Annotated in this window: 12 protein-coding genes and 1 riboswitch; of the genes, 7 read left to right on the top strand and 5 right to left on the bottom strand. The window is 62.4% G+C overall.

Features of this window, described 5'->3' with window-relative positions; translation table 11 throughout:
- Positions 1-160: 160 nt before the first annotated feature.
- Positions 161-337 carry a CbtB-domain containing protein gene (locus QN224_RS17100; RefSeq protein ID WP_283977665.1) on the bottom strand — a complete coding sequence of 59 codons (177 nt, stop codon included), beginning with the start codon at positions 335-337 and terminating at the stop codon, positions 161-163.
- 42 nt (positions 338-379) lie between these two features.
- Positions 380-680: riboswitch (cobalamin riboswitch) on the bottom strand.
- Between the two features lie 40 nt (positions 681-720).
- Positions 721-1,365 carry a TetR/AcrR family transcriptional regulator gene (locus QN224_RS17095; protein ID WP_283977664.1) on the bottom strand — a complete coding sequence of 215 codons (645 nt, stop codon included), beginning with the start codon at positions 1,363-1,365 and terminating at the stop codon, positions 721-723.
- 93 nt (positions 1,366-1,458) lie between these two features.
- On the opposite strand from QN224_RS17095, the gene QN224_RS17090 reads away from it, so the two are divergent.
- Positions 1,459-1,938, top strand: coding sequence for an anthrone oxygenase family protein (locus QN224_RS17090; RefSeq protein WP_283977663.1), 480 nt, complete (start codon positions 1,459-1,461; stop codon positions 1,936-1,938).
- Positions 1,939-1,958: 20 nt separating this feature from the next.
- Here the strand turns inward: QN224_RS17090 and QN224_RS17085 are convergent, their stop codons facing one another.
- Entirely contained in the window at positions 1,959-2,750 is a 792-nt protein-coding gene (locus QN224_RS17085) for a crotonase/enoyl-CoA hydratase family protein (RefSeq protein WP_283977662.1), read from the bottom strand.
- 83 nt (positions 2,751-2,833) lie between these two features.
- Between QN224_RS17085 and QN224_RS17080 the strand changes: the two genes are divergently transcribed.
- Complete coding sequence (locus tag QN224_RS17080; RefSeq protein WP_283977661.1) at positions 2,834-3,412, top strand: TetR/AcrR family transcriptional regulator; 579 nt, start codon at positions 2,834-2,836, stop codon at positions 3,410-3,412.
- A gap of 62 nt (positions 3,413-3,474) precedes the next feature.
- On the opposite strand, the gene QN224_RS17075 is transcribed toward QN224_RS17080, so the two are convergent.
- Complete coding sequence (locus tag QN224_RS17075) at positions 3,475-4,758, bottom strand: cystathionine gamma-synthase family protein (protein WP_269282126.1); 1,284 nt, start codon at positions 4,756-4,758, stop codon at positions 3,475-3,477.
- A gap of 226 nt (positions 4,759-4,984) precedes the next feature.
- Here QN224_RS17075 and QN224_RS17070 point away from each other — a divergent pair, with 226 nt between their 5' ends.
- Together QN224_RS17070 and QN224_RS17065 are read left to right on the top strand one after the other, a co-directional pair.
- Positions 4,985-5,443: an Lrp/AsnC family transcriptional regulator gene (locus QN224_RS17070; RefSeq protein WP_173509659.1), complete on the top strand. Its 459-nt coding sequence runs from the start codon at positions 4,985-4,987 to the stop codon at positions 5,441-5,443.
- A 121-nt stretch (positions 5,444-5,564) separates the two neighbouring features.
- Positions 5,565-7,250: an alpha/beta-hydrolase family protein gene (locus QN224_RS17065; RefSeq protein WP_283977660.1), complete on the top strand. Its 1,686-nt coding sequence runs from the start codon at positions 5,565-5,567 to the stop codon at positions 7,248-7,250.
- Positions 7,251-7,269: 19 nt separating this feature from the next.
- Here the strand turns inward: QN224_RS17065 and QN224_RS17060 are convergent, their stop codons facing one another.
- A complete protein-coding gene (locus QN224_RS17060; protein WP_283977659.1) occupies positions 7,270-8,133 on the bottom strand; it encodes a LysR family transcriptional regulator in 864 nt (287 codons plus the stop codon).
- A 126-nt stretch (positions 8,134-8,259) separates the two neighbouring features.
- On the opposite strand from QN224_RS17060, the gene QN224_RS17055 reads away from it, so the two are divergent.
- The 3 genes from QN224_RS17055 to QN224_RS17045 all read left to right on the top strand — a co-directional run bounded on the left by QN224_RS17055 (position 8,260) and on the right by QN224_RS17045 (position 14,892).
- Entirely contained in the window at positions 8,260-10,707 is a 2,448-nt protein-coding gene (locus QN224_RS17055; protein ID WP_283977658.1) for an FAD-dependent oxidoreductase, read from the top strand.
- Positions 10,704-13,151, top strand: a complete 2,448-nt coding sequence (locus QN224_RS17050; RefSeq protein WP_283977657.1) for an FAD-dependent oxidoreductase — start codon at positions 10,704-10,706, stop codon at positions 13,149-13,151. The genes QN224_RS17055 and QN224_RS17050 overlap by 4 nt, the downstream gene beginning before the upstream one ends.
- Before the next feature lie 196 nt (positions 13,152-13,347).
- A complete protein-coding gene (locus QN224_RS17045; protein ID WP_283977656.1) occupies positions 13,348-14,892 on the top strand; it encodes a trimethylamine methyltransferase family protein in 1,545 nt (514 codons plus the stop codon).
- Positions 14,893-14,960: the final 68 nt, after the last annotated feature.

Raw genomic sequence — 14,960 nt, 5'->3', positions numbered from 1 at the left:
GACGCCACAGCCGGCACCATTTCCGGTTTCCGTGGATGCAAAACGCCAGCGGAGCACGCCGGAGCGCATGCCCAATGGCAAATACGCCCGCGTGCTATACGCCGGAGAGGCGATCCGCTCTTGTTCGAGATGGAACGCCAGGCGCGTTCCATGGCATCGATCAGTGGCAGGGGAAGCCGTAGGAATGGCGGGTGTCGTGCGCCGTATCGTGCAGAACGGCCGAATTCGCGAGGCCCGCACCGAATACGAGGAAGGCGCCGATCAACAGGGCAGAGACGCCCGCGACCAGACGATCGTTAAGGGAAAGGGTAATGCTCGAAACTGTAGACGTAGCCATGACAACCTCCGTGATGGCGTTGGGACGTTTCCCGGGTTGGGCACAATGCCCGCATCAACTGGCAGGTTTCCTGGCTCACGGCGTCAGGTGCCAAGATCCTTGCGCGTTCATCTGAACACACGTGTTCTGGTCACCAGGGATTTGCCTCGCCTTCCCAGGATCGAACCCTCTCGCGGTCTTTCCCAGTGGCTTCTTCCGGATCGCTCCGGAATGGCAAATTCACGCCGCTCTACAGTCGCGGGGTCGGCCGTGATTGAGATGCCCAGTTTGGGTCCATCCGTCACGTTCCCGTTTACTCCCGAAAGGCGTTCGCTTTCCGGGAACCAATCGATCCCCGATGATTAGGATCGGTCGGGGGCGATGTCAATTGAACTTGCGGCTTCTCAAGTTGCATCTGCGACAAATTCCCGAAGGATCATCTGCTCGTAGGCCTTGACGATGCGATCGCCTTCGGGTCTGCCGACCGAGACCGCGAGCCTCATCGTACATTCCCCGAGATGCATGATGAGAAAGGCGTCGTTCTCGATTTTTTCGCGCGGCGTTTCCGGAGCGACCCTCGCCCAGGTGTCGGCGAGCAATTTTCCATTCGCCCGGCTTTCCACGAGTTCGATTTCGCGCAGGGTCTTGTCCGCCTGCATCGCCGACCAGATGTCTCGCATCACCGGCTCGGCGAGAAACATGTCGTAATACGTGTCGAAGAGCACCGAAAAGGCGCTGCGCAGTTCCGCGAGCGTGGTGACTTTGGCGAACTCGCTCGCGATACAGTCCCGGCTGGCGGCATTGTAGCGTTCGGCAAGGGTGCGCACGATCGCCGCCTTGTCGGGAAAATACTGGTAGAGCGAGCCGATTGAGATACCGGCCATCTCCGCGACCTCGCTCATGCGCATGGCGTCGCTTCCCTTTTTCTCGATCAGCCTAGTGGCGCACGAGAGAATGTGCTCGACGCGCTCGCGGCTGCGCTTCTGGCTCGGCGTGCGGCGAAGGGTTGGTTCCTCTTCGAGCGGTCTGGTCGCCGGATTTGATTTCATGAGTCGTCCTCACATTTGCTTGACACTCAAAATACGAGGGTTTATCACATTTGCAAATGTGAGGACTACTCATGTACTTTGAAGGATGATGTGATGGCTGCTCTAATCCCCGCACTGGCTTTTGCCGCCGTCGTCGGTTCCGGCCTCATGGCCGGCCTGTTCTTCATCTTCTCGGTCTGCATCATGCAGGCCTTGTCGCGGTTGCCGCCCGAACAAGGGATCGCCGCAATGAATGCCATCAACGTGGTGATCCAGAACCCGCTGTTTCTCACCGCCTTCATGGGAACGGCGCTCCTCGGGCTGATCCTCATTGCCGCGGCCTTCTTTTCGGGCGGGCAGGGCAGTTGGCTGCTTGCGGCGGGCGGGCTTGCCTATGTCGTCGGCACGCTGCTGGTGACGATCGTCTTCAATGTGCCGTTGAATGATGCGCTTGCGGCCGCGGCCCCTGGAGAGACAGCCAACGAGCTCTGGCAGAAACGATACCTGACCGATTGGGTCTGGTGGAACCATGTGCGGACATTCGCGTCGATCGGAGCGCTGGCCCTCTTCGCACTTGGCTTCGCCCGCAGCTAGACGCGATTTAAGCGTCTGGTTCAGCGTCCGGCGTAGTGCGGCTCGCGCCGTTCCTTCCAAGCCGCGAGTCCCTCGCCGAGATCATGGCTCGGCACCATGCGCGCGAACTGTTCGCTCTCGTTCAGCAGGCCTTCGCCGATCGTCATGTTGAGGCCCCGGGTGACAGCAGTAATGATCGCGGCGGTCGCGAGGGGCGAGTGGCGCATGATGCGGGCAGCCAGTTCGCGGGCGGCCGTGATGAGATCGCCATGCGGCACGATCTTATTGACGAGCCCCATCTCGAGCGCCTGGCTCGCGGGAAATTCGTCTCCGGTCAGAAGCAGTTCGAGCGCGCGCTTGCGACCGGCGAGGCGCGGTAGGCGCTGGGTGCCACCGAAGGTCGGCGGCATGGCCAGCCTGACCTCGGGCTTGGCAAAGCGTGCTCGCTCGCTGGCGATGGCGAGATGCACGGCTTCGGTGATCTCGCAGCCGCCGCCATAGGCAAGGCCGTTGACGGCGGCAATGATCGGTTTCGGAAAGGCTTCGAGGCGGGCGGTAAGCCTTTGTCCCCGCCGCACGAAATCACGGACGGCCGCATTTACGCCTTCCGCTACGCTTCTGGAAAACTCATGAATGTCGCCGCCGGCTGAAAAGGCCCGCTCGCCGGCGCCGGTGAGGATGACCGCCTGGACCGTGTCGTCCACTTCGATCAGGTCGAGCAGGACAAGCAGCCGGTCTATCAGTTCATAGTTCAACGCGTTCAGCTTTTCCGGCCGGTTGAAGGTGAGCAGCGCGACGCCTTCGGAGACGTCGAAAAGCACTGTGTCGGACATGGCGATCTCCCGTGGTGTTGACGGGAGCAGGCTAAGGGAGCGATAAGCGACTGTATATTCACTAGTCGGTATACATATCAATCATGGCAGCCAGTTCCTCCACTCGCGACCGCATCGTCTCCGCGGCAGCCAAGCTCTTCTATGCGGAAGGCATCCGCGCAGTCAGCGTCGACGCCGTGGCGGCCGCAGCCGGCGTCACGAAGCGCACGCTCTACTACCATTTCGACAGCAAGGACGATCTGATCGCCGCCTATCTGGATGGCCGCGACCAGCCGAACCTCAAGCTCTTCCAGAAATGGTTTGCCGAGACCGAAGGCGAGGTGGCAGCCAAGGTCGAAGGTATCTTCCGCAATCTGGCGCGTGCCGCCCGGCACCCGAAATGGAAGGGGTGCGGCTTCCTGCGCACGTCGGCCGAGCTCGCCAGCATGCCCGGCCATCCGGCAATCCGCGTCGGTGCCGCTCATAAAAAGAGGTTCGAGGCCTGGCTGCAGCAGGTGTTTGAAGCGGAAAGGGTCGAACAGCCACTGATGCTGGCGCGGCAGGTGCTGCTGCTCCTCGACGGCAGTTTTGCCGTGGTGCTGCTTCACCGCGACCCGACCTATATGGAAACGGCGGGCGCGGCGGCGGCGTTGCTGGTGAAGAGCGCGCCAGCGGGGCGGTGATCGCGTGCCGTGTTTTGTTGAGGGGCGCGGGAGCATGATGGCCACGGCCCCCCGGTAATGCGTCAGGCAACGGTGAGCGCGTTTGCGAGATCGGCCACGAGATCGTCCGGATGCTCGATGCCGATCGACAGGCGGATCGTCGATTCAAGCACGCCGATCCGGTGGCGCACCTCGATCGGCACGCCCGAATGGGTCATGGCGGCCGGGTGGCTCGCAAGAGATTCCGTGCCGCCGAGGCTGACGGCCAGCTTGAAGATCTGCAGCGCGTTGAGGAAACGGAAGGCGGCGTCCTGGCCGCCGGCGATGTCGAAGGAGAAGGTCGAACCGGCGCCGGTCGACTGGGCGGCAAAGGTGCGCCCGACCGGCGAGACCTCGTCGTGGAAGGGCAGATAATGGATCCGCTCGACCTTTGGATGGTCACGCAGGAACTCGGCGACGATGCGGGCATTGTCATTCGCCTTGTGCATACGGACCGACAGCGTTTCCAGCGAGCGTCCGAGCATCCAGCAGGAGTGCGGATCGAGCTGCGTGCCGATCGCGCCGCGCAGCGCCTTGATCTGCTTTATGATTGCCTTGGAGCCAAGCACTGCGCCTGCGATGAGATCCGAGTGGCCGCCGACATATTTGGTTAGCGAATAAAGGGAAATGTCAGCGCCATGGTCGATCGGGTGCTGGAAGACCGGACCAAGCAGCGTGTTGTCGCAGACAAGGATGGGCCGGTGCCCCTGTCTTTCGCCGATCGTGTCGGCAACGCGGCGGATCATGGCGATATCGACGAGGCTGTTCGTCGGGTTGGCGGGCGTCTCGATGAGGATGACGGTGACGCGCCCGTTTTTCATCGCCTCCTCGGCTGCGAGATTGACGGCCGCCTCGTCGACGCCATCGGCGAAACCGACTGCCGAGACGTTGAGATTGAGGAAGGTCTTGGCGAGCAGTGTTTCGGTGCCGCCGTAAAGCGGCTGCGAGTGCAGGATGGCGTCACCCGGGCGCACGAAGGCGAGCAGGGTCGTTGCGATTGCCGCCATGCCGGAGGAAAAGACGGCGCCGCTTTCCGCGCGCTCGAAAACGGCCAGCCGGTCCTCGACGATTTCGCTATTCGGATGGTTGAAACGGGAATAGACGAGCCCCGCGCCGACACCCGCCGGCGGCTCGCGTCGGCCCGAAACGAAATCGAAGAAATCGCGGCCTTCCTCGGCGGAGCGGAAAACGAAAGTGGACGTCAGAAAGACCGGCGGCTTGACCGCGCCCTCCGAGAGTTCCGGGTCGTAACCATAGTTCAGCATGAGGGTTTCAGGATGCAGCTTGTGGTTGCCGATGTGGGTCTTGGAAGGATGCGGCGCGGTCATGGCTTTTCTCCTCGAACGAAACGGACTCGACTACAGCGCCGCGCGTCTGTCAGACGCGCAAAGGACGCTGTAGCACTTTGAACTGCTGCATGTTTTTGTCCTAAATCGACTACGATTTAGGAAACATGCAGTAGCCGCCAAATTATATCAGACGCTTGGACGGGTCCTTGCTATTTGCGATCACTTCGCTTTGATAAGCGCAAATAATTGCCGGAAACGAAGAGATATGGCGCAGAAAATTGCCGATGAAATGGATCGCCGGATTTTGAAGGAATTGCTGGCCGACGCCAGGATCACAAACAACGAGCTCGCCGATCGGGTGGGGCTCTCGGCCTCGCCCTGCCTCAGGCGTCTGCGGCGACTGGAGGAAAGCGGTGTCATCCGCGGCTATACCGCGCTCGTCGATCCGGCGATCGAAGGCTGGACGATGACGGCGATTGCGACCGTCCGGTTGAGCCGGCAGCACGAAGACGAGATCGTGATGTTCGAAGACGCGATCCGCGGCTGGGACGAAGTGCTCGAATGCCACCTCGTCACCGGCTCGCGCGACTACGTCCTGAAAGTGATGAGCGCCGGGCTCGAACAGTACGAGCGCTTCATCAAGGAAAAGATCGCCCGCCTCAAATGCGTGGCTTCAATCGAGACGAGTTTCGTGATGAACACGATCAAGGAACGACGGATCTAGGCTGCCCCCGCCCTCGTGCCACGACAATTGACTGTGGGAGGGCGCAAGGCGACATTGCTGAATGCGCGTGTCGCTCGCGCCGGACATCCCGTTGACAATGCCTGTGCAATGGAGGGTCGCCGTGGAACACCTTCAACAGACGGACATGTCGAGGCCGCGGCCCTCAAGCCAGCCTGCAAGGCTCTGGGGGGCGCTTTCCACGACCGGGCTGCTTATCGGCGTGCTGTTCTTCGCGGTTTCGCTGACGCCGAGTCTCATTCCACGGCCCTACCTGGTCCAGGGAGCGATATCCGGTCTTTCGCTCGCGGCGGGTTACGCGATTGGCGTGTTCCTGCGCTGGCTCTGGTCGTTTTTCGAACTTCCCGATGCATCCCCACGGCGCGCGCGCACTTTGAAGATCGTGGCGGGGCTCGTCTGTGGCGCGGCAGTCGCGGTATTCCTATGGCAGACGGCAGGATGGCAGAACACTGTTCGAAACATCATGGGTCTTGAACCGATCGAAACGGTGGCCCCCCTGAAGCTCGGTCTCCTCGCCGCCTTGGTCTTCTTCGTGCTCGTCTTTCTGGCGCGGCTGTTCCTGCTGACATTTCATTTTCTGTCGCGCATGCTGGAACGCCTCGTGACGCGCCCCATCGCGAGGGCTATCGGCGGGCTCGCAGCCATTGCGCTTTTCTGGTCGGTTGCCGACGGCTTGATCTTCAAGCTCGCACTGCGCGCCGCCGACAGCTCGTTCCAGCAGCTCGACGCGCTTATCGACGCGGATGTCGCACCACCGTCGGATCCGGCCAAGACGGGCAGCGCCGCATCGCTCGTCAATTGGGACGAACTGGGGCGGCAGGGGCGCCAGTTCATCGCCTCCGGTCCGACGGGTGCCGAGATCGGCGCCTTCTTCGGCGATGAGGCGCGAGACCCCGTACGGGTCTATGTCGGGCTGAATTCTGCCGAGACCGCCCGGGAGCGGGCAAAACTGGCTCTGGAGGAACTGAAACGCGCCGGCGGTTTCGAGCGCAAGTCGCTGCTCGTCGTCGTTCCGACCGGCACCGGCTGGATCGATCCGGCGGCACTCAATCCGGTCGAATATCTGCTGCACGGCGACGTCGCGAGCGTCGCGGTGCAATATTCCTATCTCACGAGCTGGTTGTCGTTGCTGGTCGAGCCGGGCTACGGCGCCGACGCCGCTAATGCGCTCTTCGATGAAGTCTACAGCTACTGGACGAAGCTGCCGAAGGATCGGCGCCCGAAGCTCTATCTCCACGGCTTGAGTCTTGGCGCGATGAACTCGCAAGGCTCGGTCGATCTCTTCGACGTCATAAGCGATCCTTTTCAGGGCGCGCTCTGGAGCGGGCCGCCTTTTCCGAGCGGGATGTGGCAATCGGTAACCGCGGACCGCGATCCTTCCTCGCCGGCATGGCTGCCGCGCTACCGCGACAGTTCGGTCATCCGCTTCACGAGCCAGGAGAATGCGCTCGACATGGAAGGCGCGCGCTGGGGCGCGATGAGGATCGTCTATCTGCAATATGCGAGCGATCCGGTGACCTTCTTCGACCCCCATGCCTTCTATCGCGAGCCGCAATGGATGAAGGCCCCGCGGGGTCCCGATGTCTCGCCGGCGCTGCGTTGGTTCCCGGTCGTGACCGGGCTGCAGCTTCTGGCCGACATGGCTTTGGCGACGACATCGCCGATCGGCTACGGCCATGTCTATGCGCCGGAGCATTATATCGATGCCTGGATGGCGGTCACCGATCCGCCGACGGTCACGCCCGAAGACGTGACGCGGTTGAAAACGCATTTCAAGGGCAAGTTCTGACGACATGCCTTCGTATTGCCTATACCTGCGCCTGCATTGACGAGAGTAGCAGCTCCATCGCCCCGATGATCTTGCGGTGCTGGTGCGCGTGGCGCGTGCGGAGGCTCGTCGCGGCATAGACGGCCTGTGGGATGACCGGCGCATCGGCGACCGCGGTCGCGATGCCGCTGTCGGAGAGCCGCTCGGCGGTGGCACTCGTCACGTAAGCCGCTCCGCCGAGCGAACGCAGGAGGCCGGCGATCGCCATGTTCTGCCCCGCGGAGAGCGAAGCGGCCGAGAGATGCGGCAGAGCCAGCCGATGGGCACGGTCGAAGGCCGGCGAATAGCTGGAGCGGATATAGCTCTCGGGGTTGACGGCGGTCATGTCGCGGGCCTCAGTGCTGACCAGTATGTAATGCAGTTCGCCGATCCGTTCATAGTGGAGATCGGGTAGGTAGTGGGGCGTATAGAGAATCGCCAGGTCAAGCTCCCCGGCCGCGAGATCGCGGTTCATCTGGTTGGAATAATCCGCCTCCATGTAGATCTCGGTCTGCGGCAACTCGCGGCGGACGGCGGCGAGCCAGTCACCGGCAAAGGTCTCGGCCAGATCGTGCTGGATACCCAGCCGCATTGAACGCTCGAAAGCGCCGGCGCTGGCGACCGCTCTCGTCGCTTCATGCCATTGATTTTGAAGCGCTTTCGCGTAATCGAGAAAGCGCAGACCCGAAGCGGTCGGAACCGTGCCGCCCTTGCTGCGGGTGAAGAGCTTACGGTTGAACTGCGCCTCCAGCGCCTTCACGCGATGAGAAACGGTCGACTGGGTGATGTTCAACCGCTCGGCCGTGCGGTTGAAGCTTCGCGTTTCCATGAGGTCCAGAAACGTCTCGATCAGTTCAACTTGCATCTTTGCGACACGCCGCCTCCAAAACGCGGTAAGCCTAATCGAAATCTTCGATCAATAAAACCTCATTTCGCTGCTTGATGGTCTTTCGCTCGTCGTCAAATATCCCCTTAAAAGAGGGAACTACGCATGTCGAATTTGCCGTCTCACGCACGCGTCGTGATCATCGGCGGGGGAGCTGTTGGCGCCTCCTCGCTCTATCATCTTGCCAAGGCCGGCTGGACGGATTGCGTGCTTCTGGAAAAGAACGAGCTGACCGCGGGTTCGACCTGGCACGCGGCCGGCAATGTGCCGACCTTCTCCTCTTCCTGGTCGATCATGAACATGCAGCGCTATTCGGCCTCGCTCTATCGCGAGCTGGGAACGCTGGTCGACTACCCGATGAACTATCACGTCACCGGATCGATCCGCCTCGGGCATTCGAAGGAGCGGCTGCAGGAGTTCAAGCGCGTCGTCGGCATGGGGCGCTACCAGGGCATGGACCTCGACATCCTGACGCCGGACGAGATGCGCAGCCGCTATCCCTTCTTGGAAACCCACGAGCTGACAGGCGCGCTCTACGACCCCTATGACGGCGATATCGACCCGGCGCAGCTCACCCAGGCGCTGGCCAAAGGCGCGCGTGACTTGGGCGCGAAGATCATCCGCTTCTGTCCGGTCACCGGGGCACGCCGCGAAAACGATGAATGGGTGATCTCGACGCCGCAGGGCGAAATCCGCTGCGAATATGTCGTCAACGCCGCCGGCTACTATGCACGCGAAGTGGGCAAGATGTTCGGCCGCGACGTGCCGATGATGGTGATGAGCCACCAATATATTCTCTTCGACGAAATCCCGGAGCTTGCCGCCTGGTCGAAGGAAGCAGGGCACAAGCTGCCGCTGCTGCGCGACGTCGACTCCTCCTATTATCTCCGGCAGGAGAAATACGGGATGAACCTCGGGCCCTACGAGCGGAACTGCCGCGCTCATTGGGTAACGCCTGATGATCCGATGCCCGAGGACTTCTCTTTCCAGCTCTTTCCCGACGATCTGGAAAGATTGGAATGGTATCTGAACGACGCGGTCGAGCGCGTACCGATCCTCGGCACCGCCGGTCTTTCGCGCGTGATCAACGGACCGATCCCCTATGCGCCCGACGGCAATCCGCTGATCGGGCCGATGCCCGGCGTGCCGAATGCCTTCGAAGCCTGTGTCTTCACCTTCGGCATCTGCCAGGCTGGCGGGGCCGGCAAGGTGCTCGCCGAATGGGTAACCGAGGGCCAGACGGAATGGGACATGTGGTCCTGCGATCCGCGCCGCTACACCGACTATACCGATCAGGACTATTGCATCGCCAAGGGCATGGAAATCTACGGCCACGAATATGCGATGCATTTTCCGAAACATTACTGGCCCGCAGGCCGCGGCAAGAAGCTCTCGCCGATCCACGACCGGATCGCTGCGCTCGGCGCCCAGTTCAAGCCCTATAACGGCTGGGAGCGTGCCATGTGGTATGCGAAACCCGGCGACGACACGTCCGAGCAAGCGACGCAGACCTGGGGTCGCGAAGGGCCGTGGGCAAGACGCATCGAGGAGGAATGCCTGGCGGTCCGCGATGCCGCCGGCATTCTCGACCTGCCGGGCTTCTCGCGCTTTCGCATAAAGGGCGAGGGGGCGCGGGAGTGGCTGACAGGGCTCATTACCGGTCGTGTGCCGAAGCCCGGACGTATCGGCCTTGCCTATTTCTCCGACGACAAGGGCCGCATCGTCACGGAAATGTCGGTGATGGCGATCGAGGAGGATTTCTTTTTCCTGATTACCGCGGCGACGGCGCAATGGCATGATTTCGAATGGCTGCAGAAGCACCGCCCGGCCGACGCGGCTTTCACGCTTGACGACGTGACCGCGAATTTCTCCTGCCAGATCCTCACCGGGCCGAAATCGCGCGACATCCTGGCGGAAGTTTCGGACGCCGACCTTACGAAAGGCTGGCTCACGCATCAGACTGCACAGATCGCCGGGGGTTACTGCCAGCTCGTTCGCGTTTCCTTCGCCGGCGAACTCGGATGGGAAATCCACACGAAGATCGACGACACGGCGGCGATCTCTGACACGGTTTGGGCGGCGGGCCAGAAACACGGCCTCAAACCGTTCGGCATGGAGGCGCTCGACAGCCTGCGCATCGAAAAAGGTTACCGCGCCTGGAAGGGTGATTTGTCAACCGACTACACGGTCCTGCAGGGCGGGCTCGAGCGCTTCGTGGATTGGTCGAAGCCGGCCTTCAAGGGCAAGGCCGCGCTGGAGCGCGAGAAGCAACAGGGTGTCAGCAAGCGCTTCGTCACCCTGACGGTCGAGGCTGGCGAATGCGACGCGCCCTATATGTCGACGCTGTGGTCGGGCGGCGAGGTCGTCGGCGAGACGACCTCCGGAAACTGGGGCTATCGTGTCGGCAAGTCGATCGCGCTGGGGATGTTGCGCGCGGATCTCGCTGTACCGGGCCAGGAGATCGAGGTCGAGATTTTCGGTGAACGCTTCAAGGCGATCGTTCAGCTGGACCAGCCGCTCTGGGATCCCTCGAATGAAAGACTGAGAGCATGACGAAGCCCATTCCTGCAAAAGCCCGTGCCGTCATCATCGGCGGCGGCGTTTCCGGTTGCTCGGTCGCCTATCACCTGTCGAAGCTTGGCTGGACGGACGTGGTTCTGCTCGAACGCAAGCAACTGACGTCCGGCACGACCTGGCATGCGGCCGGGCTGATCGGCCAGCTTCGCGCCTCGCAGAACATGACGCGGCTCGCGAAATATTCGGCCGACCTTTACGTCAAACTCGAAGCTGAAACCGGCATCGCCACGGGAATGCGCCAGAACGGTTCGATCACCGTCGCGCTGACGGAAGAGCGCAAGGAAGAAATCTACCGTCAGGCCTCGCTCGCCCGCGCCTTCAACGTCGATGTCCGCGAGATCACGCCGGATGAGGTGAAGGCGATGTATCCGCACCTCAACACCTCCGACGTCAAGGCGGCGGTGCATCTGCCGCTCGATGGTCAGTGCGACCCCGCCAACATCGCGATGGCGCTTGCCAAAGGCGCGCGCCAGAATGGCGCGACCATTATCGAGGGCGTGAAAGTCACTTCCGTTCTCAAGAAAGACGGCCGCGTGACCGGCGTCACTTGCGAGCAGAACGGCGAGAGCTTCACGATCGAGACGGAAAATGTCGTCAACTGCGCCGGCATGTGGGGTAGGGAGTTCGCGCGCCAGTCGGGCGTCACCGTGCCGCTGCACGCCTGCGAGCATTTCTACATCGTCACCGAGGCAATCCCGGGCCTCACCCGTCTGCCGGTGCTGCGCGTGCCGGACGAGTGCACCTATTACAAGGAAGATGCCGGCAAGATGCTGGTCGGCGCCTTCGAGCTTAAGGCCAAGCCCTGGGGCATGGACGGCATCCGCGAGGACTTCTGCTTCGACCAGCTGCCGGAGGACTTCGACCACTTCGCGCCGATCCTCGAAATGGCGGTCAACCGCATGCCGATGCTGGAAACGGCGGGCATCCACACTTTCTTCAACGGACCGGAAAGCTTTACGCCCGACGACCGCTACTATCTCGGCGAGGCGCCGGAGGTGAAAGGTTATTGGGTTGCCGCCGGCTACAATTCGATCGGCATCGTTTCCTCCGGCGGCGCCGGGATGGCGCTGGCGCAATGGATGAACGACGGCGAGCCGCCCTTCGATTTGTGGGAGGTCGATATCCGCCGGGCGCAGCCGTTCCAGAAGAACCGCAGCTATCTCAAGGAGCGCGTGTCGGAGACGCTCGGCCTGCTCTATGCCGATCACTTCCCCTATCGCCAGATGGCGACGGCGCGCGGCGTCCGCCGCTCACCGCTGCATGAGCATCTAAAGGCCCGCGGCGCCGTCTTCGGAGAAGTGGCGGGCTGGGAGCGTGCCAACTGGTTCGCCAACGAGGAACAGGAACGCGAATACCGTTACTCGTGGAAGCGTCAGAACTGGTTCGAGAACCAGAGGGCGGAGCATCTCTCTGTTCGCAATGGCGTCGGTCTCTTCGACATGACGTCATTCGGCAAGATCCGCGTCGAGGGCCGCGATGCGCTTTCGTTCCTGCAGCGGCTCTGCGCCAATGAGATGAACGTGGAGCCGGGCCGGATCGTCTACACCCAGATGCTGAACGCGCGCGGCGGCATCGAGAGCGACCTGACCGTCACCCGCCTTTCGGAAACCGCCTTCTTCCTCGTGGTGCCCGGCGCGACGCTGCAGCGCGATCTCGCCTGGTTGCGCAAGCATGTTCGCGATGAATTCGTGGTGATTACCGATGTCACCGCCGCCGAAAGTGTACTTTGCGTGATGGGACCGAAGGCGCGCGAGCTGATGCAGAAGGTGAGCCCCAACGACTTCTCCAATCAGGCGCATCCTTTCGCTACGGCGCGCGAAATCGAAATCGGCATGGGGCTCGCCCGCGCCCACCGCGTCACCTATGTCGGCGAGCTCGGCTGGGAACTCTACGTCTCTACCGACCAGGCGGCGCATGTGTTCGAAACGCTGGAAGCGGCAGGTGGCGACATGGGGCTCAAGCTCTGCGGTCTTCACACGCTCGACAGCTGCCGGATCGAGAAGGCGTTCCGCCATTTCGGCCACGACATCACCGACGAGGATCATGTGCTCGAAGCCGGCCTTGGCTTTGCGGTGAAGCAGGACAAGGGCGATTTCATCGGCCGCGAGGGTGTGCTTGCAAAGCGCGACAGGGGCCTGTCACGCCGGCTGGTGCAGTTCCGGCTTGCGGATCCGGAGCCGCTGCTCTTCCACAACGAAGCGATTGTCCGCGATGGCGAGATCGTCGGCACGATCACGTCCGGCAATTACGGCCACTATCTCGGTGGCGCGGTCGGTCTTGGTTACGTGTCCTGCGAGGGAGAGAGCGAGGCGGATGTGCTCGGGTCGAGTTACGAGATCGAAATCGCCGGAACGCGGGTCAAGGCCGAGGCTTCGCTGAAGGCCATGTATGATCCGAAGGCGGAGCGGGTCCGGGCCTGAAAATGGACCGCCCCTCATCCGCGTGCCGGCACCTTCTCCCCGTTTCGACGGGGAGAAGGGAGATGCCGCGCCGTCCAGCCCCTTCTCCCTCGCGTGCGGGGAGAGGGTTAGTCCTCGGGTTAGAACCCGAGGAGAGGGGCAAATCCGCCGGCAAGTGCGAGCGGCAAAGAGCTATGGCGCCATTGGGAGATGAATGATGGCTGACGAATGCGCAGTTGCGGTTTCGAGACGGTCAGGCGGACGGGCAGCGCGCGTGGCGCTTCGCTCCGCACCGCTTGCCGAGAACATCCGGCCGGTGCGGCCGGGCCTTCCCGGCGGCCAGTACAAGCCTCTGAGCGAGGCGAATGTCCAGCGCATCCATGAAGCGGCGCTCGATGCGCTGGAGCAGATCGGGCTTGCCAATGCGCCGAAATCCGGCATTGCGATCATGACCGGCGCCGGCGCTGTTCTCGGCGATGATGGGCGCATCCGCTTTCCCCGCGCGCTGGTCGAGGACATGCTGGCCATTGCCGCCCGCGACATCACGCTTCATGCCCGCGATCCGAAGCAGGATCTGGAGCTCAGCGGCACGCGGGTCTATTACGGCACCGCCGGTGCGGCGGTTCACGTCGTCGATGTCGAGAAGCGGGAATACCGCGAGTCGACTGCCAAGGACCTGCTGAACGCCGCCCAGCTCGTTCACCATCTCGACAATGTCCACTTCTTCCAACGGGCAATGGTGTGCCGGGACATTCCCGATAACTTCCTGATGGACATCAACACGCTCTATGCCTGTTGCGCCGGAACGACGAAACATGTCGGCACCAGTTTTTCCGATCCGTCGCATGTCGAGGGCTGTTTCGACCTGATCCATATGATCGCCGGCGGCGAGGACAAGTGGCGGGCGCGGCCCTTCGTTTCCAATTCCAACTGCTTCGTCGTGCCGCCGATGAAGTTCGCCGAGGAAAGCTGCATCACCATGGAGGCCTGCATCCGCGGCGGCATGCCGGTGCTCCTGCTTTCGGCAGGGCAGGCGGGCGCGACTGCGCCGGCGCCGCTTGCGACCGCGATCGTGCAGGCGGTCGCCGAATGCCTGGCGGGTGTCGTCTACGTCAATGCCATGTCGCCCGGCCATCCGGCGATCTTCGGCACTTGGCCCTTCGTTTCGGATTTGAGGACCGGCGCGATGTCGGGTGGTTCCGGCGAGCAGGCGCTGCTGACGGCGGGCTGCGCGCAGATGCACCAGTTCTATCGCCTGCCGGGCGGGGCCGCCGCCGGCATCGCTGACGCGAAGCTGCCGGACATGCAGGCCGGCTGGGAGCAGGCGATCTCCAACGTCATGGCGGGACTTTCCGGCCTCAACATGGTCTACGAAGCCGTCGGCATGCATGCCTCGCTTCTCGGCTTCTGTCTGGAATCGCTGGTGCTCGGCGACGACCTGCTCGGTCAGGTACAGCGCTGTATCCGCGGCATCGACGTGACTGAGGATTCGGTTTCGCTCGAAACCATGCGCTCCGTCTGCCTCGACGGTCCCGGTCACTATCTCGGTCACCCGCAGACGCTCGGGCTGATGCAGACCGAGTATATCTATCCGGCGGTCGCTGATCGCACGAGCCCGAAGGAGTGGGTCGAGATCGGCCGTCCGGACCTTGTCGCCCGCGCGATTGAGAGAAAGAACCGCATTCTGTCGGAAGCGGCACCTTCGGTGATCGCGCCGGAGATCGATCGGGCGATCCGCGAAAAGTTCAGGATCTATTGCTGACGACACCGATGCAGCGCGGTTCCGTTTTTGAGTGGAAGGCGGAACCGCTGGGACGTTCGAGATCAGCC

The organism is Sinorhizobium sp. 7-81 (assembly GCF_030124405.1).
GTDB lineage: Bacteria > Pseudomonadota > Alphaproteobacteria > Rhizobiales > Rhizobiaceae > Sinorhizobium > Sinorhizobium psoraleae.
This window is presented reverse-complemented; position numbering and strand designations above follow the sequence as displayed.

Coding starts and splice junctions, on each gene's coding strand:
- QN224_RS17060 (WP_283977659.1), bottom strand. CDS start 8,133: ATGCAAGTTGAACTGATCGAGACGTTTCTGGACCTCATGGAAACGCGA.
- QN224_RS17100 (WP_283977665.1), bottom strand. CDS start 337: ATGGCTACGTCTACAGTTTCGAGCATTACCCTTTCCCTTAACGATCGT.
- QN224_RS17095 (WP_283977664.1), bottom strand. CDS start 1,365: ATGAAATCAAATCCGGCGACCAGACCGCTCGAAGAGGAACCAACCCTT.
- QN224_RS17075 (WP_269282126.1), bottom strand. CDS start 4,758: ATGACCGCGCCGCATCCTTCCAAGACCCACATCGGCAACCACAAGCTG.
- QN224_RS17085 (WP_283977662.1), bottom strand. CDS start 2,750: ATGTCCGACACAGTGCTTTTCGACGTCTCCGAAGGCGTCGCGCTGCTC.
- QN224_RS17070 (WP_173509659.1), top strand. CDS start 4,985: ATGGCGCAGAAAATTGCCGATGAAATGGATCGCCGGATTTTGAAGGAA.
- QN224_RS17050 (WP_283977657.1), top strand. CDS start 10,704: ATGACGAAGCCCATTCCTGCAAAAGCCCGTGCCGTCATCATCGGCGGC.
- QN224_RS17080 (WP_283977661.1), top strand. CDS start 2,834: ATGGCAGCCAGTTCCTCCACTCGCGACCGCATCGTCTCCGCGGCAGCC.
- QN224_RS17055 (WP_283977658.1), top strand. CDS start 8,260: ATGTCGAATTTGCCGTCTCACGCACGCGTCGTGATCATCGGCGGGGGA.
- QN224_RS17045 (WP_283977656.1), top strand. CDS start 13,348: ATGGCTGACGAATGCGCAGTTGCGGTTTCGAGACGGTCAGGCGGACGG.
- QN224_RS17090 (WP_283977663.1), top strand. CDS start 1,459: ATGGCTGCTCTAATCCCCGCACTGGCTTTTGCCGCCGTCGTCGGTTCC.